This window comes from Aliterella atlantica CENA595 (genome assembly GCF_000952155.1).
GTDB classification, from domain to species: Bacteria; Cyanobacteriota; Cyanobacteriia; order Cyanobacteriales; family Chroococcidiopsidaceae; genus Aliterella; species Aliterella atlantica.
The window spans coordinates 173,682-194,543 of record NZ_JYON01000006.1; the positions used below are offsets into that span (position 1 = coordinate 173,682).

The window sequence follows — 20,862 nt, forward strand, 5'->3', positions numbered from 1 at the left end:
CACAAGCTTTGTCTAGTATATATTTAGTGTCCGCTAACGATTGGGTTGGTATAATTTTTCGGCTGTGCCTTGCTTTGTTAGTGGGGGCAATTATCGGCTTAGACCGCGAATTAAGACATAAATCAGCAGGCTTAAGAACTCATATGTTAGTAAGTCTTGGTTCTGCCATTTTTGTCATCATATCGCTGCAAGTAGGAACAGAAGATACCTATCAAAACGAACTTAGCCGTGTCATCCAAGGTATTGCTGCTGGTGTAGGGTTTTTAGGCGGTGGAGTAATTCTGCGCGAAGGTCAACACGATGCAATGTCAGCAGAAGTGCGCGGACTAACTTCAGCGGCGGCGATTTGGGTGGCAGCAGCATTAGGCATTGCCGCAGGATGTGGATTGTGGCAATTAGCTATTAGCGGCGCTGTGTTATCTTGGCTAGTTTTGAGCTTATTTAAAAAGCTAGAAAAAATTGAAAAGTCAAGAACCAAAAGATCGGAATGAAGTTTTTTGGTGGTTTTATACATTTGTCTTTTGCCAGTGAGCGATCGCTTGAGCTAAATTGCTCATTGCCAGCGTCAAATTGACTGCAAAATCCGCTGCTGCATTACAATTGGCTGTGTCTGTAATGCCGCGTAGTTCGATGTAGCGTTTCTGGCTAAAATTACAAGCTCTCGCGCCTCCGGCTCCTTCCCACGCCACCGCGATACAACCTGTAGATTGCTTTAGCTCCTTACCTCTAGCAACAGTAACAATATCTTCATCGCCACTAGCGATCGCGCCACACTGAATCTGGAAGTCAAAAGCTGGCAAAGACTGCAAAGCTGCGATCGCTTGAGGATCGCCCAAGAAGCGAGGCAAAGGACGGCTGACAAATTTAAGATTGTAATCGTGTTCTATTGTTTCGCTCGCTACTACAATGTCTCCAATCGCCAGCATATTAGACAAAGCTCCGGCTGCACCAGCACAAACGAGTAACTCAATTTGCGGCATTTGACAAAGTAAAAACTGCGATTGAATACCAAACTGCGCTTTCCCATGTCCGCCTCGCGCTGCCAATAAACCTAGTTCGCTAAATTCAAAGGCTTCTAAGCTGCCTAAATATAGTTTTTGTTTTTTCAGTCCAAGTTGTTCCCAATAGAACACTAAGGCAGAAAGTTCCTCTTCAAGTGGTGTAAGAATTGCTGTTTGCAAGGCTTTAATCGTCATAGATGATGAAATTTAACACTGCACTCGACACATTCTACGCGCTGAAATCGTAGTTTGAAGCTTTAACTGCGTGATTGACTTATTTAAAACTACCAATTCTTACTCTGGACTGAATATTCTCCCAGCTTGAACTGAAAGGATTTGCGAAGACTTCAGCCATTGGGAATCGAAAGAACCTAAATGAGTAGTAGTAATCAAGGTCTGAAATCGGTCTTGGATAGCATCAAGTAATTGATTTTGCCGATTTAAGTCTAGTTCTGCTAGTACATCGTCAAGTAATAATAGGGGTGCTTCTCCCACTACTTCCTCAATTAGTTTTAATTCCGCCAGCTTCAGTGCTAATACTAAAGTGCGCTGCTGTCCTTGAGAACCATAGGATCTAGCTGGAGTTTGATTGATAGTAAGTTCAATTTCGTCGCGGTGCGGACCAACTAAAGTAGTACCTTGATGCTGTTCGGCGACTTCTCTTGTCTCCAGTTTAGCTAAAAAAGCCTGCTGTACTTGCTCTGGTTCGTTTTGTTCCAAAGGAACGTTAGGAGCGTATTTCATCTCTAAAATTTCTGTGCTGCCACTAATACTAGAGTGCCAAGCTTGGGCAATTGGTGCTAATCTTTCTACAGCACGCGATCGCCTTCTAGCTACTCTAGAACCTGTAGTTGCTAGTTGCACGTTCCATAAAGCAAGTTCTTGTGCTTCGTTTTTGCTTGCTGACTCTAGATTTCTTTTCAAAAAAGCATTGCGCTGCCTCAATACTTGGTTGTATTGCTGCAAAATATAAGCATAAATTGGTTCTAACTGAATTAACAGCGTATCTAACCAATGTCGCCTTTGTTCTGGTCCACCCCGCACCAAGTCCAAATCTAAACTAGAAAACTCGACAGCATTAAGTACGCCCAAAAAGTCTAGCTGACGGCGCAAAGTTTCGCTATTAAGAGCAACGCTACGACGACCGTTGCGACGTAGCGTTATTGATAAGTCACTAACTCCATTCTGCCGTTCAACAGTAGCAGTAATTTGTCCGACAAGTTCCGATTCTTTAATTAAATCGCGATCGCGGCTATTGCGGTGAGATCGCAATGTCGCCAACAATTCCACAGCTTCCAAAAGATTTGACTTACCTTGAGCATTATTACCCACCAAAATCGTCTTAGGAGCCGAAAAATCAACTCGTTGCTCTTGATAATTGCGAAACTGTCGTAGTTGGATTGTCTTCAAATACATGATTTAGAAAAATGAGGAGTGTGGGCGGTAGGGGCGCAATGCATTGCGCCCGTACAGACAAGAAATCCCCCTGTAGTCCCCTTGTCCCCTCATAATTACGAATTACGAATTACGAATTACGAATTATTGCAATTCTCCCTTGTCCCTCCCTCAAGCTCTCTTTCTAAAGAAGCGAACGAACAATTTCTCCCCTTCAATCCAAACAAACATCAAAGCACTAAATCCGAAGCAAATGGCAAGTTCCATCGGAGATATATAGTAAGTCCCGAAGAAACTTTGTAGGGGTGGGACGTAAACAAGCAGCAGTTGTAAAATCGTCGTCACGACTACAGCACCTAGCAAGTAAGGATTAGAAAAAGGATTTAGCTCCATTGTTAGTCGCGTATTCGAGCGAATTGCTAAAGCGTGACCCATTTGTGCTAGACACAAGGTAGTAAATACCATTGTTTTCCAACGTTCGCGTACAAGTTGTTCGGTAACGACATTTTGCGAGTGGAAGTACGCCCACTCCATGAGGATAATTGTGATGATCGCAAAGATAATCCCAATCCGCACCATATAAGAACCCAACCCTCTAGCAAAAATACTTTCGCGCGGACTAAAGGGTGGACGGCGCATGACATTAGGTTCTGGCGGTTCTACAGCTAAAGCTAGTGCAGGTAAACCGTCAGTAACTAAGTTCATCCACAAAATTTGTAAGGGTGAGAGGGGAACGCCTCCTAAGCCGAGAATTGGCGCAGCGGCGATCGTCAATACTTCACCGATGTTGCTACCTAATATGTACTTAATAAAGCGGCGAATATTAGTGTAAACAACTCTACCCTCTTCTGTAGCGGCGACGATTGTGGCAAAGTTGTCATCGAGCAATACCATGTCGCTTGCTTCTTTGCTCACATCTGTGCCTGTGATGCCCATCGCGATGCCGATATCGGCTTGCTTGAGGGCGGGAGCGTCGTTGACTCCATCGCCTGTCATGGCGACAAATCTCCCCCGCTTTTGCAATGCCTGCACGATCCTTAGTTTGTGTTCGGGAGAAACTCTAGCGTAGATACTAACTAAATCTACTTGCTCCTCTAGTTCCTGCTGGCTCATGCGTTCCAACTCTTGCCCAATTAAAGCGCGATCGCCTGCTTGAGCTATACCTAAGTCAGCGGCGATCGCTCTTGCTGTTAGTTGGTGATCGCCTGTAATCATAATTGGGCGAATTCCTGCTTCCCGACACCGCGCTACAGCATCTCTTACTTCTGGACGCGGCGCATCGAGCATTCCTACTAATCCCAACCACACTAACTCTTGTTCGGAGGTATCTTCTGAGCTTTCTGGTGGTAGGGTAGCAAGGGGCTTATAAGCAAAGCCCAATACGCGCAAGCCATTACTTGCCATTTGGTTGTTTTGGTCTAGGATTTGCGCTCTTTGTTCTTCAGTAATAGCAACTATGCGATCGCCTACGTGAATGCGATCGCAACGTTCTAATGTTAGTTCTGGCGAACCTTTTGTAAACATTAAATAATTTTCAGGTTCTAGCAAGCCATTTTGCGCTGTGCGGCTTTTTACTTCTGGCTGTACCTGACAAATTACGCTCATGCGCTTGCGTTCGGAGGAAAAAGGAAATTCAGCAGTGCGAGGTAGTTGCGCTTCCCACTGATCTTTTTCAACTCCGGCTTTACCTGCCAAAGATAGTAATGCACCTTCAGTCGGATCGCCGATAATCGCCCATTGTCCTTCTTGTTGCTGCAAAGTTGAATCGTTGCACAAGGCGCAAGCAACTAACAATGCTTGAAGCGCAGGTTGGTCTTCGCTACTTGTCGCCCGACCATCTATTTGAAACTCGCCTGTAGGCGCGTAACCATCGCCTGTAACGTGAAAAGAGCGATCGTTAGTATAGACAGCCTGCACGACCATTTTATTTTGCGTCAGCGTGCCTGTTTTATCAGAACAAATTGTTGTGACGCTACCTAATGTTTCTACGGCTGGAAGTTTGCGAATTAAAGCTTGGCGACGTACCATTCTTTGCGTACCCAAGGCAAGAGTAACTGTAATTACTGCTGGTAAGCCTTCAGGCACTACAGCAACAGCCATACTTAAGGAAACTTCCAATAAGTCCTCAAACGCGCCTACACCAGCACGCCATACGCCACCCGCGACGACTATAGCAACTAGAACTAAAGAACCTGTAACTAAAACGTTTCCTAACTGGGACATTCTTTGCTGCAACGGCGTAGGTTCGCTTTCTACAGATTGCAACAAAGCAGCAATGCGCCCTAGTTCTGTTTGCATCCCCGTACCAGTCACGATCGCTTTTGCCCGTCCTTGGACTACTTCTGTGCCTTGAAATACTAAGTTTATGCGATCGCCTAATGGTGTATCTTCGGGTAAGTGCAACTCGGCTTGCTTTTCTACAGCATGGGCTTCACCTGTGAGTGCTGATTCGCGCACTTGCAAGTTAGATTCTTCAATCAAGCGCCCGTCAGCTGCTAGCTGCACTCCAGCCTCTAACAGCATCACATCGCCTGGAACTAAATCTTTGGCTGCGACTTCGCCGAGTCTACCATCGCGCATGACTCTAACTAATGGGGCAGAAAGCTTTTTTAGGGCAGCGAGGGCTTTTTCGGCACGACTTTCTTGCAGGTAGCCTAAAACGCCGTTGAGAATGACAATTAAGGAAATGGCGATCGCATCTTTAGGAAATTCACCGCCTCTAATATCTAAAATTGCCGATACTACTGCTACTGCAATCAGCATCAACAACATGATGTTTTTGAACTGGTCGATTAAGATGGCTAGAGGACTGCGCCCACCCGTCTCTTGAAGTTCGTTTGGTCCGTAGCGCTGCAACCGTTGTTGGACTTCTTGGGAGCTTAAACCAGCGTTGGCATCGCTCTCTAGCAGTTGTAGGGTTTTATCAACTTCCAGGTGATGCCAGACGGCTGCTGGGTTGGGCAGTGAATTTGCAGACATAGCTAGCTTTAAGAGACTTACTTATAGTCTTTAATGATAAATGAGCTACTGCCTCTATAGCTATTGGTTAGATTGTTAATTACCGACAATCAATATAATTTTGCCTTGCAAAAGTTTATAGTATTCTGGCAACTTTTGTGCTAGGTGCGCTCAAATTCAATTTAAAGATCGTTCTTCTCTAACAGTTTAAAATTCCTAAACTTGGATAGGATTGGTATCAGCTTTGAGCAACAAACAGCCTGTTAATATCACCAACTGAGTATGAACCCCGCTGCAATTTCTTCTCCCAGCAAAGACTTGTCAGAACGCAGAACTATTAGACCGATTGGTGCGGCAGCACTTGCTGGCATCGCTTTTTCAGGAGACAAACTGATTGCACTTGATACTATCAAAGGGCATTTACTCCAAATCGATCCGAAAAGCGAAAATACTACAATTCTTAATACTCACCAAGTAGCAGATTTTATCAATGCTAGTGGTTTATGTCTGTGGCAAGACACTTTATGGTGTACGCAGGAAGATACAGTATATTTTTGCCAGATGGGAGATTATACACTCAAATCTTTTGTAACTTTGCCTTATAGGGCTAATGGCGTTGCGGTTTGGGAATCAACAGTTTACATTACTTGTCAAAAAGCAGGTTACATTCTGATTTACGATCGCCATACTCGCCGCCAAATTACGCGCTTTTATGCGCCTGGGGTAGGTATAGAAAATATTGCCGTACGCGGCGAAGAAATCTGGATTTGCGATTCTATCGAACAAACTGTGTATTGTTTAGACAGAGCTACTGGGGCAATTATCTTCAGCGTATTGACTCCGTTTGAGCATCCTACAGCTTTAGCTTTTGACAATAACCCGCAAAAGCAAACTTTATATGTTGCTTATGCAGGTGAAGAAGCTTACATCCGCGACAATCCTAATGCCGATCCTTCTTACGAATTAACATACCGCGATCGCACTTTTATTCATCCCCTCGATTATTACTACAATCCCCAAGGACGCTACGCCCTCTCTAACGGCTATCTAATTGAAATGTCTTATGTAGAAGAATTAGCGCCTTTAGAAGAAGTAGATTTAGAACAAGTAGAGTGGCGAATTGCCTTACCGTCAACGAGCGATCGCCAAAAAGTTAGAAGTATTGAACCTATTGGTTTACCTTTTACTGAGGAAGAATTAAACGGGCAAAAAGTGGCTGTATTTAAATTTGATACTCTTAAGCCAGGCGAACGACATTTGTTTGGCTGGAAAGCGCTGATAGAAGTACGTTCGATTAAGTATCGCCTCACTCCTAAAGATGTAGAAAAAATTCCCGAACTTGCACCCGAATTGCAACGTTACTTAATTGATGATGATGAGTTGGCGATGGATAATCCTATTGTCAGCCGCGCCGCGCGATCGGCGATTGGGACGGAAACAAATATTTTGCGGAAAATGTACAGTATTCGCAATTACGTTTACGACCAACTTTCCTACGGAATTAAACCCCATATTGATACGCCTGATATTGTCTTAGACCGCGGTATCGGTTCTTGCGGAGAGTATGTAGGTGTTTTACTGGCTTTGTCGCGGTTGAATAACATTGCTTGCCGCACAATTGGGCGTTATAAGTGTCCGCCTTATCCAGAACAAAAAAATATCCCTTTGCAGCCAGATTTCAATCATGTGTGGTTGGAGTTTTATATCCCAAGTTTAGGTTGGTTGCCAATGGAATCCAATCCTGATGATGTGGGGGAAAATGGTCCTTATCCATCGCGGTTTTTTATGGGACTAGCTTGGTATCACGTTGAAATTGGTAAGGGTATTTCTTTTGAGACGTTTACAAGTAAAGGGGAAAAACTAGAGGATATTTCTATTGGTGACTTGGCGATTAATCATATTCGGTTTACAATTCTTGAGGAACTTGCAGAATTTTAAAAAAATTTAGTTTTGCACTTTTAATGTCCGCTTGGGGCAAGTTACGGGCATTGATTGTGTGCTAGAGTATCAACCGTGAGTCAGATTCGGTTGAAGGCTTTGTTATTTGCTACAGAACCTTTTTTTTCTGTCGTGCCGACGGGCATATCTCCGAACTGGAGCGTTATTACATTGATTTTTGGAGATATTCCATGTCGATTTATGTAGGTAATTTATCCTACCAAGTTACTGAAGAAGACGTTGTTGCTGTCTTTAGAGAGTACGGAAATGTAAAGCAGGTACAAGTACCTACAGACCGAGAAACAGGTCGTCCTCGCGGTTTTTGTTTTGTAGAAATGGAAACTGAAGCAGAAGAAACTGCTGCCATTGAAGCTTTAGATGGAGCAGAATGGATGGGACGTAGCTTGAAGGTAAATAAAGCTAAACCTCGTGAAGAACGTGGCGGACGTTCTGGCGGTGGCAACAGAGGCGGCGGAAATGGGAGATTTTCGCGCGATCGCTACTAAACAGTGACCAGTGACCAGTTTTGATGTTGACGGTTACTGGTTATTAAAAATGCAGTTAGTTGGTGACTGATAACTATTATTGACCAAGGCGTGCCTTGGTTTCATTTTTAGGCGGTCGTTGGTTACTGTTGATAATAATTGCGCCAGTCTTATAATGAAAGTTGAACGTTAAAAAGGAGTAAGAATGACCCAAGTTGTTTTAGGCGAAAATGAAGGCATTGATTCAGCGTTACGTCGATTTAAGCGGCAAGTTTCTAAGGCAGGGATTTTAGCTGATGTGAAGTATCATCGGCATTTTGAGACACCGTTAGAAAAGCGCAAGCGCAAGTTAGTAGCAGCTAGACGCAAGCGGCGCTTTAGATAAGAATTAATGGCAATAGTTGGGTAGATGCAGTTGTACGAAGCTGCGATCGCTGACACAATTTAGAAAGCGGACTAAGAAATTAATGTTATAGTCCGCTTTCTGTTTAATCGCTTTCTACTAGAACGTGGCGATTGTTGTAGCGATTCATCGCTTTTTCTACTCCCTGTTTGAGCGTAAGTTCGACGCAATCAACAACTAGCTGGAGAACTTCCGACACTACAGCCGTTTCTTTAGCATCGAATTGCCCTAGAACAAAAGAAATAGTTTTAGTATCGTCGCCAGCTAATTTATTTTGCGGTTTACCGATGCCTAGACGCAGGCGAGGGAAGTTTTGATTGCCTAAATGAGCGATCGCACTTTTCATGCCATTATGCCCGCCTGCCGAGCCTGATAGGCGCAAGCGCATTTTTCCTAGTGGTAAATCCATGTCGTCATAAATTACTAATACCGAAGTTGGCGGCAATTTAAACCAATCAGTAGCAGCACGAATAGATTGTCCTGAACGATTCATGTAAGTTAGCGGTTTTAGCAAGCGCACTTTGCCTAGTTGCGGCTGGTGCAATTCACCAAATTCTGCTTGAAACTTGCGATTTTCGGCAAGATTTACGTGCCAAGAACGCGCCAATGCATCAATCGCTGCAAAACCAATATTATGACGCGTGCGATCGTATTTTGGTTCGGGATTGCCTAAGCCGACAATTAATTGAGGAATTACTATTTGTGAAGCAGTAGCTTCTGTCATTTATTTAGCTGTGTTCTGATGTAGTAACAGGTTGGTTTTCTGCCTCTTTGACATCTACTTCCGCGTCATTGGCTGCGGCGGCTATTTGTTTGGGTTCAATTTCAGCAGTAGTTTTGACTGCTGTCTCTATTTGTTCGGCTTCGCGTTTGAACTCATTTTCAAATTCTTTAGAAGCGTCTTGAAAGCTACGAATTGCCTTACCCATACTGCGACCTATTTCTGGTAGCTTCTTAGGTCCAAAAATTAACAGCGCCACAATCATAATCAAAGCCATTTCCGGTAAACCGATACCAAAGACGTTCATTACAACTTCTCCCATAACTTATTTAGCGATCTTAGCAAGCAAGGGAAACAAGGGGAGGCGGGGGTGTAATTCGTAATTCGTAATTAAAAAAGAGACAAGGGGGACTACAGGGGGATCTCAATAAAAAACCCGGACTAGCCGGGAGATCTTAAACCACCTAAGTATTAGCTCAAATATTGCTATCTAGTTGCCTAATGTCGTCCAGTCTGGAGTTATATCTACTCTCTCAATTAACAAAGAGGAATTGTAGATTTGGAGAATAATCAGCAAGAAGACGAAAAATAGCAACATAAAAACAGCCATTACGGGGGTTGTTCCCCAACCACGCGCAACTTTACCGTACTCAGAGTTTAGCGGTCTGAGAATATCACCTAACCAAGTCCGTTGTGCCATAGCTTACCGTTTGATAAATTCTAGAAGCTTTTTTTAATGTTCTGTAATATTCTATAGGAATAGCACTCATAATTAATATCGCTTATGGAACCCGCAACAGTTCTTAGCATTTCTGTCTTTGCGATCGTCATTGCCATTACTGGCTTGTCTGTCTATACCTCTTTTGGTCCTCCTTCCAAGGAATTGAGCGATCCCTTTGAAGATCACGAAGATTAGATTGAGGGCGGATTAGGATTCGCGCTTACACAAACTAAAGTCCGCTTGCGCGGACTAATTAAGATTTTAGTTTTGTCGTTATATTAGCGCTCCTTGCGCCTTTGGTTTATTTGGGTGTTTCTAGGACAAAATTAACTATTTTCCAAGGCACAACTTTGTCAAACTGGCTTGGGGTAGTTTGGGTAGAACGTTCTAGAATATCTACGTTGCTTGCGATCGCAAGTCCTAATTGACTTTGCACTAAAACGTTTTCTGCTGTTAATCCATGACATTCATAGCAGCGCATAATCCATTGTTGCGGGTTATCTTCTGCTTGCTTGAAGGCAGTTAAAACTAAATTATCGGCGGAGATATTGAGCAAGCTAGTAGCACTGGGTAAAACGCCTGACTTAGAGCGAGAAGTTGCTGGAAGCTGGATTACTTGCAATGGTGTGTTTAATTGGTAGCCTTGTCTAACTGTCTGCGCTGTTTGCCAGTTGCCAGCATGGGGATAAATAGCATAAGTAAATTCGTGATGCCCTTTATCTGCTTCTGGGTCGGGCCAACTGGCGCTTCTTAGTAATGTTAGCCGTAGTTGATTGGGTTTGCTGTCGTAGCCGTATTTACAGTCATTAAGCAAGCTTACTCCGTAGCTGTCATCGCTTAAATCTGCCCAGCGCAGGGCGGGTACTTCCCACTTTGCTTGCTCTTGTGGTGTTGTTGGTTTAGTTGTCCTAGAAATTGCGCCAAAGGGTATTTCATAGGTAGCGTAGTCTGCACTTAAGTTGAGGGGAAAAGCTGCTTTTACTAATACTTGGCGTTCTTGCCAATCTACTGTAGTGGCGATTTTGAGTATTGGCGATCGCACAGGCAATACATAATCTTGACAAAATTCCGATTTACCTATCTGTCGCACAACTCGCAATCGACTTTGAATTTCTCCTTGTTCTACCCAATTAATAGATTTTAACTGCGGTGCTGGTAAAGGGTGTTGGCTGTAATTAGGATCTATATTCCAAGCATCCCAATATTGTCCGCTATCTTGGAATGCTTGTAGTTGATTTCCTGAGCTATCGTTGAGTATTTTTCTATTATTTACCTTGTCAAAAACTTGAGTTAAATTACCACTTTCACTATCTACAATTACTTGGATAAATTCATTCTCTAAAACCCAATCTTTTCTGTCTAAACTATTAATTTGACTGAAAGTATGATTTTCTGATAAATTATTACTATCATTGATCATCCTCGTACTTTGAGGCGGTAAACCTGGATTTTCTAACGTATTTATAGGGGTTTGCGCCGTTGTGGGACACAGCCAATACAGGCAATAACCTACACTCGAAATACTTTCTACTAGAAATAGCAATGTCGATTCCGCAGTAAGTTGGGTAGGTACGATTTCGCCTGCAACGTTGTAGACTTGCCAATTTTGCTTGGTATTGGGTAGAGGAACGCTGACTACTTCAAAGTTGCGTTGCCAGTTGAGAGCATTAAAAATAATTAGGGGAATACTGTCAGGCTGGGGCGGTTGAGGTAAGGCGATTTGGGATGCGATCGCATTTAAGGACGTTTGCAGTATTTCCGTACCAACTTGCTCTACTTCCTGCCAAGCAGCATCAGCATCAACAAACACTTGGGGAATAGAGGAACCAGGTAGAATGTCGTGAAACTGGTTGACAAGCATCTTTTTCCAAGCCTGTTCGATCTCCACTTTGGGATAGCTAGTATCAGCGCTAATAGTTGCCAAAGCAGCAAACAATTCAGCTTGATACAGTAAAGTTTCACAACGGCGATTGCTAAGTTTTTGATCGGCATGAGTTGTATAACAGCCACGATGGAATTCTAGATAGAGTTCGTCATCCCATGTGGGGATGGCAGCGGGAGCAGGGGAGGCAGTGCTAGTTATTTTAAGTTGTGAATTGTTAGTTCTAATATCTTGCAAATATTGTTCGGCAGTAGCGAAATTACAAGTAGGAAAAAACGGCGATTTTTGCCAAAGCCCTGCTAATTCCAACATATCGCGAGTAGGTCCGCCGCCATGATCGCCAACACCAGGCAACCACAGATATTTCTGCAATTTAGTTTGACTTTCCCAATCATTACTAAAACTAGCCATTTTGACTGCATCAATACCTTCACCGATAGGTGCAGACATCAAACTAAATAACTCCGTTCCATCAGGCGATCGCCACCAAAATGCACCATGAGGAAATTTGGTTGTATCGTTCCACTGCAACTTTTGAGTTACAAAATACTCTATTCCCCCACTAACAAGAATTTGCGGCAAAGTTGCACAAAAACCGAAAGTATCTGGCAACCAAGCAACTGAGGAAACTTTACCAAACTTTTCTAGGACATAACGCTGACCGTATAACAACTGTCTAACTATAGATTCGCCAGCAATTAGATTCAGTTCTGGTTCTACCCACAAACCGCCCACAACTTCCCAACGCCCCGCTAATACTTGCTTTTGAATTTCAGTAAACAAGTCAGGTCGATGTTGTTCTATCCAGTTATAAATTGCTGGTGTGGAGTGACAAAAAGTTAAATTTGGATATTCTTGTTGCAGTTGTAAAACTGATGTAAAAGTGCGTTGTGCTACTTCCCAAGTTTCATCTATAGCCCACAGCCAAGCTAAATCTAAATGGGCATGACCTAGTAAGCAAATTTGTTGTTGTTTGATTTGTTGGCTGTAAACTTCTAGACTAGAGCGCAACTGCATGAGCGATCGCTCAAACTTAGATTTATCGGGCAGTGCTAACCAATCAATTTGAGCAACTGCTGCTTCCATGCTTGCTAAAGATTCATGCTGGAAAGCTGTTAAATAATGCTGCAAAATTGTTAATTCATCAGCAATAAAACCAGGTTCGGGAATATTGACGTTATTTGATTCGTAAACCAAGAGCGATCGCACTAATGCCCCTTCGTCATGGCTAGGACTTACTAGGCGGATAGCTACACTAATTTCTTGTTGCGGCGTTACCTGCGGACTTAGTAACACTCTAGCCGAGCAATCAAACAAATCTCCTTCTTGGACTAATTGCCCGTTGACAAAAACTTGGGCAGATTCAGCCCACCAAGTTAAAGCAAGTTTGAGCGATAAACCTGCTAAGGGATAATCCTGCAAACTTTCAGGAATTACCAGCTTTTGGACTAACCATAGTACCTGTTGCCCCTTAGACCAAGGAATATGACCTTTACGATCTAACTGCTTTATCTCCCAATTGCTACAATTGGCAGGCGCTAAATTACCCATAACTTGGCTAATAGAGATGTCCGCAGCATAGCAATACCAGCTAGGGAGAATGTCTGTTTGACTGCACGAGCGCAGAAGGGCGATCGCGCTAGAAATTTGTTTGCTAGATTCTGCTACTAAAGAGTTCATATTTTCGATAATATTGGGACATCTGTATTGGTGAAGGCAATAAACCTAAAAATTCATCCTTCATCCTGGTAATTGATATGTCTTCTGCTACCTCTAATCGATATCAAAGCAGACTTTTTAATTTTGTTTATAAGCGCTCTCGACGCTTGAGCGAACAGCTAAATCGTGCAGTGCAAAGTGTTACCAGTTGGATAATGCCTGTAGTTTCATATCCAGCGCAAGTATTACACGCCAGGGTAAATAAAAGCTTACCCCAACTGCCAGAGTTAGATAAGTCTGACTTACCGCCAAATGCCGACACGCCAGTTAAAAATGTATTGTCGTTAGTGCAAGGGCAAGTAGATGAAGAGTTGGTACACACATCCCAACCGCCAACACCAACTAATTTCTTAGCCTGGTTGGGGGGTAAAATCTCTCCTAAAACTCAGACAACATCAATTCCTAGTAGCACTCAACCTGTAGTAAGAGGAATCGCCAGCTACATATCTAGTCGCGCTTTAGTATTAGTTACGCCCCAAAATGAGATTTTAGATATTTTAGATAGCTGGCAGCAGCAAAAATTGCAGGCACGTATTACTAATGAAATTGCTCAATATTGGCGTTATCAAAGATTGCTAGTAGGTGTAGAAGTAACCACAGAGCGACTACCTGGAAAAAAATCCTTACCAGTGAGGCTGTTTAGTAATGTAGCTGCTTGGTTGCAAGTAGGAGGATTAAGTAAAAGTAGCGATCGCACTTTCCCAGATAGCTATGACGAGCGGGGAGAACTAATTTTTGCTACCCAACAAGCGATCGCTTTTTTAGATCGTAGTATTGCCCAATTTGAGGCAAATCATTTATCATCCCCTGCAAAAGATGCAGCTAAAACTAATAAATGGCAAATTCAAGCTTTGATTTGGGTAGCAATCGATTATTTTTTTGGCGATCGTCAAGGTAAGAAGTTACAGCATCAAATAGAAAATAATCTAAACTTACCAACTAACAAGCAAGTAAATTTACTTTCTACCTCTGAGGATAAAATAGCAGATCCTTGGTTAACGCTTGAAGATTTATTTGGCGTATCTAAGTTAGTAAAACAACCTGCGATCGTTGCAGATTCTTTATCATTTAAAATTGCACAACTTCCAGAAGATTCAACCTTAAAGCGCTCAGATCAATTATTAAATAAATATTCTTTACGCAGTTTATTTAAGCGTATCCAACCAAATAAATCATCTTTGCAAATAGCTCAAAAGTTTCAATATCCAACTCAATTAGCAAAGGTTGAGCGTAAAAAAGAGCGCGTACGAGCAGCTTCTAAATTGCCTAGAGATTCTCAGCAACTTAATTCTCAAAGAGAAGTCAACACTGTTTTCAATTTGTCAAATACAGTAGCTTCTCAATCGTCTAATATAAACCATACTCCAGATTGGATTGAAACTGAAGCAACCACAATGGGGTATATCAAACATCCATTAGAGCAGTTATTAGCATGGCTAGATAGCGCGATGCTGTGGCTAGAAGAATTGCTAGTAAAAATTTGGCAGCAATTAGAGAAAGTATTAATAGGCAAATAAAAAGTACAGGCAAATGCCTGTACTTCAAAAATTAGATTGCAGCAGATTTAGTTAGCATTAGCTAAGAAATTTGCCGTACCTTTATTACCATTACGACCAACAGCCGGAATTTCAATTAGATTGACTGTCGCTTTACCAGAGCCATCATTAGTAACAGAAGTTGTAGTTCCAGGATGTCCGTTAGTAATAAACAACTGTGGGTGGTCGAAAGGTGCTTTATCAGAGCGAACGCGATCGTCTGTAAGCGATTTTAAGAACTCTACTAATGCATTTTGTTCTTCTTCACTTAAACCAAGGTTTTCGATATCAGGATCGAGGTCTTTGATATTTTGCTCGTGGAAATCTCCACCTCGGTTGTAAAACTCAATAACTTGCTTGAGAGTTAGTTGTCCGCCATTGTGGAAATAAGGAGCAGTAAGTTCAATATTTCGCAACCCAGGAGTTTTAAAAGCGCCATCTACAGCTACTCTTTCATTAGCACCTACTGGTGGGCTTAAATTGGGATCTGTAAACTTACCTTGCTGCGCCAACCGCGACTCAGATAAGGGATTACCAAAAGGATCTTTTCCACCTACTCCTAAGTCTTCTAACGTAGGTCTAACACCGATGTTATAGAAGCCATTATCATAAACAGCTTCACCACCATCGCCCATTGTCATCCGCTCTAAACGCTCTTTTTGCACGTTTCTTACAGAAGCATTTGTAAACTCTGGTCCACCGTGACAATTAATACACTTAGCTTTACCTTCAAAAAGCTCTTTTCCTTGCTTCTGCTGCGCTGTCAAAGCATTACTGTTCCCATCAAAAAACTGGTCAATAGGTGCATTGTTGGAAACTAATGTAGCTTCATACAACTGAATTGCTAACCCCATAAACAGCGAGAAGTTGTAATCCATCAGGGTAAACTCATCAGTAGCCAATGCGCCTTGTGACTGCTTAAATGTCCGAGTTCCGTCAGCACCAACTTTGATAATTTGGTTTGAGTTCCACCATTGGGATTGAAAAGCATCCCTAACCATAGTCTCGTAGTTTTTCTGCTTCAAGCCTGGTTTTGGTGCTTGGCTGTATTTACCTAGTACGCTGTCTTCAGGATGGACAATTTGCTTACCTAATGGAGTAAGATATTTCAACTTCTTACCAGTTTCGCGAGGTAGCTGCTTCGTTTTGATCCGGTTAAACTTTTGACCGACATCTGAGAATACCCTACCTGTAGCTGATTCTTCTACATCGCTTAATGGTGGTCCTACCGCTTGGGAAGCTGCTGAAGCATTTTTGAGGCTAACTTTTACTTTCTCAAGCGATGACTTAGTAGCAGCTTTGAGGACGTAAGCATTAGGATCTCTCGAACCAAAAGGATTGACTCCATTAAAGTCGTTTTGCGCTCGTCCGTCCCAAAAACTACGGAAGTTAAAAATGGTATTGACTGTGCTAGGTGAATTGCGTCCTGTAGTTTGACGAACGTTAACACCATTAATGTTAAATACTGGATCTGGTTTTACAGTCATATTGTCGACTGCACTACCAGGAATGATATCATTAAACTGATTTAAATCGATACCTTGAGAGCCAGCAACATCATTAGTATCGGCGACAACTGTTGAAGTGCGATCGCTAGGATTCGATAATTTGTGAAACGGGAAATCTCCAGGCTTAAGAGTGTAGTTAAGTCCTGCTTCTACAATTGTATCCGGTCCAGGATGCAACTGATGTTTTGCTCTAGTATCAGTCCCCGCATGAAAATGGCAGCTAGCGCATGATTGCAAACCATCGCTACCAACTTGCATATCCCAAAATAAAGCTTTTCCTAGTTCAATTGCAGCTGTTTTGTTTTTAACAAATTCACCCAAGTTACTAGGTTCGGGGATTGCAACGCTTTTTAATGAACCTAGAGGCTGTGAAGGTGGCGCTACTTGTGCCGATACTGTATGTCCAGCTAAGATTGCTGTTGCTACAATTGCAGCGATCGTCACGCTACTTTTTAACCATTTTGAAGCTTTAGTAATTAGTGCTAAAAATCCGTTGGGTATAAGTGCAATTTTGCGAACAATTCTCCGCAACTTTACTACTATTTTAGCATTTGCTTTATTTACATTCAGAGCGGGCAAGTTCTCAATCTCCTCTTTTTAATACTACTATTTCGTGCTTTTTAGCCCGCAAAAACTGTTGTTTTACTTATAAAAGAGTAAATATCGTTTCCAATGATTGCATTACACAACCAGACAACAATTTTTACTCAAATATGTCACCAAATACATACTTGATTAGAAGAATTGTTAGTATTTCTCCTAATCTAGACTTAGTTATTAGAAACAAATTAAAAGTCTTTTCATCTACTTTAGCAAATACACAAATATATTGAGATGCGTGCCATAGTTCTTAGTACGCATATTCATAAATCGATGTATCCTAACATTAGATATTAAGTATGTATTTGTTGATGGCTATTAAGTAAATAGCTCTCGTATTATTACACTCACATCTAGTCGTAATGTCTAACAAATGTGTACTATATGTAAAGTTTATGTGTAACTTTGACTACGAAACTCATATCACGTCTTAAGTAGTAGCCAAAACGGTCAATTATGTAAAAATACTACCGAATGTTTTTAAGCTACCCACAAATGTTGAGCGAAGCGCATAGCATAAAGAGCAAGTAAAAGTCCAAAAAAGGCACTAGATATGTATCCCCAACGAGGATAACGAGATAAGAAAATACCAAAAGCGATCGCTACAGACACAATTCCATAAGCATAGCGTTCTGCTGATTCAGGTCTTCCCGTACTAAAAATCAAACCTAAACTACAAAAACCATAAACAAATAAAACCAAACCTAATTGAGAGCGAAAATACCATAATAAATAAGCGCCGCCAAAAATAATAATGCTATTAATTAGTGGATTTCCTGCCAACAACCATAAAATAAATCCTAAGACACCGAAAATATAAACTGTATTAGTTGCTCCTAACTTTTCTCGAAATCGCCAAATTAAGCAACTGCTAGCACAAATAACTACAAATAATAGAGGATGCCAAAAATCGACAACTGCACCATGCTGCCAATTTCTTGTCCCGATCGCAACTTGCATTAACATTTTTAACCATCCCTGACCGTAAAAGTCTTCCACTGGTTGCCATGCTTTTTGAACGCGAACAAAAGCTAAAGCATCTTGAAAATGCACATAACAATAAATACTATAAAAACATACACCACTGGCAGCAGCTAAACTAGCAATGTAAGCCGTCACTTTTCTTTTTTCTCGCCAAGCCACAATTAAAAAAGCCGGAATTAATGCTATCCCTGTTGGACGCGTAGCAGTTGCTAAAGAACCCCAAATTGCTACCCACCAATATTGATTTTGCTCAAAAGCACGTAAAGTTGCAGAACTAAGTAATAAATATAATCCTTCAGCATAAATTACACTGCCATAAATGGAAAGTGGAAACCATACCAAAAAAACTATTGTCCAAAGAGCAGTTTTTAGACCTAATCTTTCTCTCATCCAACTATAAATAAATAGTATGGCTCCTAGAAACGCTAAGTTATTTACTAACGTACCAGCGATTATAAAGGGTAAACCCAAAGCCATAATTCCGCTAATAATCAAAGGATACAGAGGAAAAAATGCTATTGTGTGGTACTTGCCATCATTGATATATTCATAACCTAACGTCGCAATTTTTTCGTACCAAATACTATCCCAAGCATGAAAAACATCCCAGCTAAAGTTAGGTGTAATTCCTTCTGGTGGGGCTGCCAGTAAAGGAGCTATTATTAACATTGAAATAGCTATAACAACGCGACTAACAAGCCACATTATTATAGGAAATAATAGGTTTTTACTTATTATAAAACTTTTGCAAGCCTGCATTTCGCTTGTACCCTTTATAAATAAATAGTAATTTACCAATTCTTTCTGCGCTTGGCACTTAATAATTATGTCTAGCCTACCAGGGTATAGCTCCTATTAATGGGTTCAAGCTAGAGAAGGAAATTACGCAAACTATGGAGATAAATAGCAAAATTAAATATACCAAGTTTTGTAGAAATAAAGATGAGAGCGCTACCTGTAGTTGTTTTATTACCTGGCGTGATGGGATAGTTAGCGATCGCTCTGTAGTTTCCTAAACCAACAGCACAAATTTTAGCAACACTTGTGCGGAAAAATACAAAATACATTCTTGCTTTAATAGTTCATTTGTACTACTCTATTGGCAGTAGCTAACTACAAGTCAGATGAACAAACATCAAGCAATGACTAAAGATATCCAGGCAGTAGAATCAAAATCAAGTTCGTGTCAGGGGATAGAACCACTGCACGTACAATTACATCGAGAGCAATTGCCGCAAAAATGCGATCGCACCTGGCAGCAATTAGCAGCAAGTACAGAACGCATCAATCAGCTATCAGCAGAATTAGAAGCAGCACTATACGACCTAAAAGAGATCGCCTGCGACATCAGACAGCAGCAAAACCTGCCAAGAATGCCTGATTTTGACAAACCAGCGCTCGCAATTCCCTATATTTACTGCAAAAGACCTGGGTTATTTGTCCTCAAAGCAAAAACAGTAGACTTATTTGCTGAAGAAAAAGCAGCATATCAGCTAGCACAACAACTACGGCACAGAACAAAAACCCGATTGAAAAGATCCCGCACAATGTCGCTAGCACATCTAAGCTGGAAACTAAAGAAATTTTGGCAAAAGTTAGCAAAACAATGGCAAAGCCCAAGCGATCGCCGCAGCAAAGAAAACAGAGTTAAAATTAATTTATCTTCAGCAGCAAAAACAACGAAAATAGAAAATAGAAAGCGTTTTGTACTGCAAAGGTAAATACAAGCCAGTGTTAAAGGCTCTATTAATTTTTGCCCTTGGGTTAATGCCACCACTGCTCTCGGTATGGATGATGCGTTCTAAAGCAGCCAGAACGCAAAATCGGCTGAGAGCAGCAAGCAATTCGCCAAATAATATCAGGATACAAACTAATAGCACTATCCCCGAACGTTATTATTTAGAAGGTGTAGGCTATTTAATCGGCGATATTAGCTGTAAATTTAACGCTAGGTCGGGTTATCTGCGCTGTGCTGTCAATCCTCAAGGACCTTGTGCCAACTGCCGCTATTACGAGCAAACAAAATAGCCATAAAATCAATAAGCGTTAACAAACTTATTTAAAATCGTTCAAAGTAGGCTAGTTTCTCTGGATGCGACTGAGGCAAAATAGCAATAACAGGATTTATACGTGCGAAGATGACAGCCAAGGTTTGGAAAACTAGAGCATTGATAATTTGCTTGCAATTAGTGGCATTGATAGCAGTAATTGCGATCGCTTATCCCCAACTACGTAACGACATAGCATCGCCACCTACACCAATAAACGAAGAGGTAGTCAATTGGCAGGCTAAAACTCAAAATCCTATTTTCCAGCCGGAAGCACAACCAAGTCCATCCCCAGTTGAAATCGATCCTGCAGTTCAACAAGTTAAATTTGTCCCAGGCTATACACCTAAATACCAAATTAGTTGGGCAAATCCTCTTAATTACGGACCGCGCTATACCAAAGATATTTACGGCGCACCTGTTCGCAACCAACCAATTATTGTCCTCCACGAGACTGTTAATTCCGCCTCAAGCGCTATTAATACTTTCCAGACACCTCATGCCAGCGAAAAAAATCAAGTAAGTTATCATGCTTTAATTACTCTAGACGGCACAATTGTCTATATAGTCCCACGCGAGTACCGCGCCTTTGGAGCGGGAAATTCAGTATTTGATGGTCCCAACGGTCCCGAAACCGTCAAAACTCATCCTAACTTCCCTCCTTCTGTCAATAATTTTGCTTATCACATCGCTTTTGAAACGCCAGCAAATGGTCGTAATAGTAGCAGAACTCATAGCGGCTATACAGAAGCGCAATATAAATCTATTGCCTGGTTAGTTGCTCAAAGCAGCGTTCCTGACTATCGGATTACTACCCACCGCGCAGTAGATCGTTCTAGAAGTAGGCTCGATCCCCGCAGTTTTAACAGCAAAAAGTTTTTAACCTTGCTTGGTTCGTACCGTCAATCAACTGCTGGAAATAGCAATGCTCTGTAGCACCAATTGTTAATTAGCTACTCAATAT

Annotated in this window: 19 protein-coding genes; 9 read left to right on the forward strand and 10 right to left on the reverse strand. The window is 41.7% G+C overall.

Annotated features, from left to right (window positions below; all coding sequences use genetic code 11):
- The first annotated feature begins 8 nt into the window (after positions 1 to 8).
- A complete protein-coding gene (locus UH38_RS07975; protein WP_045054102.1) occupies positions 9 to 491 on the forward strand; it encodes an MgtC/SapB family protein in 483 nt (160 codons plus the stop codon).
- A gap of 15 nt (positions 492 to 506) precedes the next feature.
- Here UH38_RS07975 and UH38_RS07980 read toward each other — a convergent pair whose 3' ends face one another.
- The 3 genes from UH38_RS07980 to UH38_RS07990 form a co-directional block, all read right to left on the reverse strand.
- Positions 507 to 1,196: a 5'-methylthioadenosine/S-adenosylhomocysteine nucleosidase gene (locus UH38_RS07980; protein ID WP_045054103.1), complete on the reverse strand. Its 690-nt coding sequence runs from the start codon at positions 1,194 to 1,196 to the stop codon at positions 507 to 509.
- A 99-nt stretch (positions 1,197 to 1,295) separates the two neighbouring features.
- Positions 1,296 to 2,417 (reverse strand): DNA replication/repair protein RecF, encoded by a 1,122-nt coding sequence (recF, locus tag UH38_RS07985; RefSeq protein ID WP_045054104.1) that lies wholly within the window; start codon positions 2,415 to 2,417, stop codon positions 1,296 to 1,298.
- Between the two features lie 150 nt (positions 2,418 to 2,567).
- Positions 2,568 to 5,375 carry a cation-translocating P-type ATPase gene (locus tag UH38_RS07990; protein ID WP_045054105.1) on the reverse strand — a complete coding sequence of 936 codons (2,808 nt, stop codon included), beginning with the start codon at positions 5,373 to 5,375 and terminating at the stop codon, positions 2,568 to 2,570.
- A 261-nt stretch (positions 5,376 to 5,636) separates the two neighbouring features.
- Here UH38_RS07990 and UH38_RS07995 point away from each other — a divergent pair, with 261 nt between their 5' ends.
- The 3 genes from UH38_RS07995 (at position 5,637) to rpsU (ending at position 8,162) form a co-directional block, all read left to right on the forward strand.
- On the forward strand, positions 5,637 to 7,292 hold the full coding sequence (locus UH38_RS07995; RefSeq protein WP_045054106.1) for a transglutaminase-like domain-containing protein: 1,656 nt from the start codon (positions 5,637 to 5,639) through the stop codon (positions 7,290 to 7,292).
- 191 nt (positions 7,293 to 7,483) lie between these two features.
- Positions 7,484 to 7,798 (forward strand): RNA recognition motif domain-containing protein, encoded by a 315-nt coding sequence (locus UH38_RS08000; RefSeq protein WP_045054107.1) that lies wholly within the window; start codon positions 7,484 to 7,486, stop codon positions 7,796 to 7,798.
- A gap of 184 nt (positions 7,799 to 7,982) precedes the next feature.
- Entirely contained in the window at positions 7,983 to 8,162 is a 180-nt protein-coding gene (gene rpsU / locus UH38_RS08005) for a 30S ribosomal protein S21 (RefSeq protein ID WP_009632535.1), read from the forward strand.
- A gap of 103 nt (positions 8,163 to 8,265) precedes the next feature.
- Here the strand turns inward: rpsU and pth are convergent, their stop codons facing one another.
- The 3 genes from pth to psbH all read right to left on the reverse strand — a co-directional run bounded on the left by pth (position 8,266) and on the right by psbH (position 9,601).
- Complete coding sequence (gene pth, locus UH38_RS08010) at positions 8,266 to 8,904, reverse strand: aminoacyl-tRNA hydrolase (protein WP_045054108.1); 639 nt, start codon at positions 8,902 to 8,904, stop codon at positions 8,266 to 8,268.
- Positions 8,905 to 8,908: 4 nt separating this feature from the next.
- On the reverse strand, positions 8,909 to 9,208 hold the full coding sequence (locus tag UH38_RS08015; RefSeq protein WP_045054151.1) for a TatA/E family twin arginine-targeting protein translocase: 300 nt from the start codon (positions 9,206 to 9,208) through the stop codon (positions 8,909 to 8,911).
- A 183-nt stretch (positions 9,209 to 9,391) separates the two neighbouring features.
- Entirely contained in the window at positions 9,392 to 9,601 is a 210-nt protein-coding gene (psbH, locus tag UH38_RS08020) for a photosystem II reaction center phosphoprotein PsbH (RefSeq protein WP_045054109.1), read from the reverse strand.
- A gap of 84 nt (positions 9,602 to 9,685) precedes the next feature.
- On the opposite strand from psbH, the gene psbN reads away from it, so the two are divergent.
- Positions 9,686 to 9,817: a photosystem II reaction center protein PsbN gene (psbN, locus tag UH38_RS08025; protein ID WP_045054110.1), complete on the forward strand. Its 132-nt coding sequence runs from the start codon at positions 9,686 to 9,688 to the stop codon at positions 9,815 to 9,817.
- 106 nt (positions 9,818 to 9,923) lie between these two features.
- On the opposite strand, the gene UH38_RS08030 is transcribed toward psbN, so the two are convergent.
- Positions 9,924 to 13,184: an alpha-mannosidase gene (locus UH38_RS08030; RefSeq protein WP_045054111.1), complete on the reverse strand. Its 3,261-nt coding sequence runs from the start codon at positions 13,182 to 13,184 to the stop codon at positions 9,924 to 9,926.
- A gap of 77 nt (positions 13,185 to 13,261) precedes the next feature.
- On the opposite strand from UH38_RS08030, the gene UH38_RS08035 reads away from it, so the two are divergent.
- Positions 13,262 to 14,740, forward strand: coding sequence for a hypothetical protein (locus UH38_RS08035; protein ID WP_045054112.1), 1,479 nt, complete (start codon positions 13,262 to 13,264; stop codon positions 14,738 to 14,740).
- 47 nt (positions 14,741 to 14,787) lie between these two features.
- On the opposite strand, the gene UH38_RS08040 is transcribed toward UH38_RS08035, so the two are convergent.
- The 3 genes from UH38_RS08040 to UH38_RS08050 all read right to left on the reverse strand — a co-directional run bounded on the left by UH38_RS08040 (position 14,788) and on the right by UH38_RS08050 (position 18,917).
- Positions 14,788 to 16,845, reverse strand: coding sequence for a cytochrome-c peroxidase (locus UH38_RS08040; protein ID WP_082065339.1), 2,058 nt, complete (start codon positions 16,843 to 16,845; stop codon positions 14,788 to 14,790).
- 501 nt (positions 16,846 to 17,346) lie between these two features.
- Positions 17,347 to 18,519 (reverse strand): membrane protein, encoded by a 1,173-nt coding sequence (locus UH38_RS08045; protein WP_045054153.1) that lies wholly within the window; start codon positions 18,517 to 18,519, stop codon positions 17,347 to 17,349.
- Between the two features lie 200 nt (positions 18,520 to 18,719).
- Positions 18,720 to 18,917, reverse strand: a complete 198-nt coding sequence (locus UH38_RS08050; protein ID WP_045054113.1) for a hypothetical protein — start codon at positions 18,915 to 18,917, stop codon at positions 18,720 to 18,722.
- A 57-nt stretch (positions 18,918 to 18,974) separates the two neighbouring features.
- Here UH38_RS08050 and UH38_RS08055 point away from each other — a divergent pair, with 57 nt between their 5' ends.
- The 3 genes from UH38_RS08055 to UH38_RS08065 all read left to right on the forward strand — a co-directional run bounded on the left by UH38_RS08055 (position 18,975) and on the right by UH38_RS08065 (position 20,834).
- On the forward strand, positions 18,975 to 19,571 hold the full coding sequence (locus tag UH38_RS08055) for a hypothetical protein (protein ID WP_045054114.1): 597 nt from the start codon (positions 18,975 to 18,977) through the stop codon (positions 19,569 to 19,571).
- 10 nt (positions 19,572 to 19,581) lie between these two features.
- Positions 19,582 to 19,878, forward strand: a complete 297-nt coding sequence (locus UH38_RS08060; RefSeq protein ID WP_045054154.1) for a DUF6464 family protein — start codon at positions 19,582 to 19,584, stop codon at positions 19,876 to 19,878.
- A 110-nt stretch (positions 19,879 to 19,988) separates the two neighbouring features.
- On the forward strand, positions 19,989 to 20,834 hold the full coding sequence (locus UH38_RS08065; protein ID WP_045054115.1) for a peptidoglycan recognition protein family protein: 846 nt from the start codon (positions 19,989 to 19,991) through the stop codon (positions 20,832 to 20,834).
- Positions 20,835 to 20,862 lie beyond the last annotated feature (28 nt).

Excerpts from the sequence above, each read along its gene's own strand:
- recF (WP_045054104.1), bottom strand. The coding sequence starts at position 2,417 with ATGTATTTGAAGACAATCCAACTACGACAGTTTCGCAATTATCAAGAG.
- UH38_RS07990 (WP_045054105.1), bottom strand. The coding sequence starts at position 5,375 with ATGTCTGCAAATTCACTGCCCAACCCAGCAGCCGTCTGGCATCACCTG.
- UH38_RS08055 (WP_045054114.1), top strand. The coding sequence starts at position 18,975 with ATGAACAAACATCAAGCAATGACTAAAGATATCCAGGCAGTAGAATCA.
- rpsU (WP_009632535.1), top strand. The coding sequence starts at position 7,983 with ATGACCCAAGTTGTTTTAGGCGAAAATGAAGGCATTGATTCAGCGTTA.
- psbN (WP_045054110.1), top strand. The coding sequence starts at position 9,686 with ATGGAACCCGCAACAGTTCTTAGCATTTCTGTCTTTGCGATCGTCATT.
- UH38_RS08030 (WP_045054111.1), bottom strand. The coding sequence starts at position 13,184 with ATGAACTCTTTAGTAGCAGAATCTAGCAAACAAATTTCTAGCGCGATC.
- UH38_RS08050 (WP_045054113.1), bottom strand. The coding sequence starts at position 18,917 with ATGTATTTTGTATTTTTCCGCACAAGTGTTGCTAAAATTTGTGCTGTT.
- pth (WP_045054108.1), bottom strand. The coding sequence starts at position 8,904 with ATGACAGAAGCTACTGCTTCACAAATAGTAATTCCTCAATTAATTGTC.
- UH38_RS08065 (WP_045054115.1), top strand. The coding sequence starts at position 19,989 with ATGACAGCCAAGGTTTGGAAAACTAGAGCATTGATAATTTGCTTGCAA.
- UH38_RS08035 (WP_045054112.1), top strand. The coding sequence starts at position 13,262 with ATGTCTTCTGCTACCTCTAATCGATATCAAAGCAGACTTTTTAATTTT.
- UH38_RS07995 (WP_045054106.1), top strand. The coding sequence starts at position 5,637 with ATGAACCCCGCTGCAATTTCTTCTCCCAGCAAAGACTTGTCAGAACGC.
- UH38_RS08015 (WP_045054151.1), bottom strand. The coding sequence starts at position 9,208 with ATGAACGTCTTTGGTATCGGTTTACCGGAAATGGCTTTGATTATGATT.
- UH38_RS08045 (WP_045054153.1), bottom strand. The coding sequence starts at position 18,519 with ATGTTAATAATAGCTCCTTTACTGGCAGCCCCACCAGAAGGAATTACA.
- psbH (WP_045054109.1), bottom strand. The coding sequence starts at position 9,601 with ATGGCACAACGGACTTGGTTAGGTGATATTCTCAGACCGCTAAACTCT.
- UH38_RS07980 (WP_045054103.1), bottom strand. The coding sequence starts at position 1,196 with ATGACGATTAAAGCCTTGCAAACAGCAATTCTTACACCACTTGAAGAG.
- UH38_RS08000 (WP_045054107.1), top strand. The coding sequence starts at position 7,484 with ATGTCGATTTATGTAGGTAATTTATCCTACCAAGTTACTGAAGAAGAC.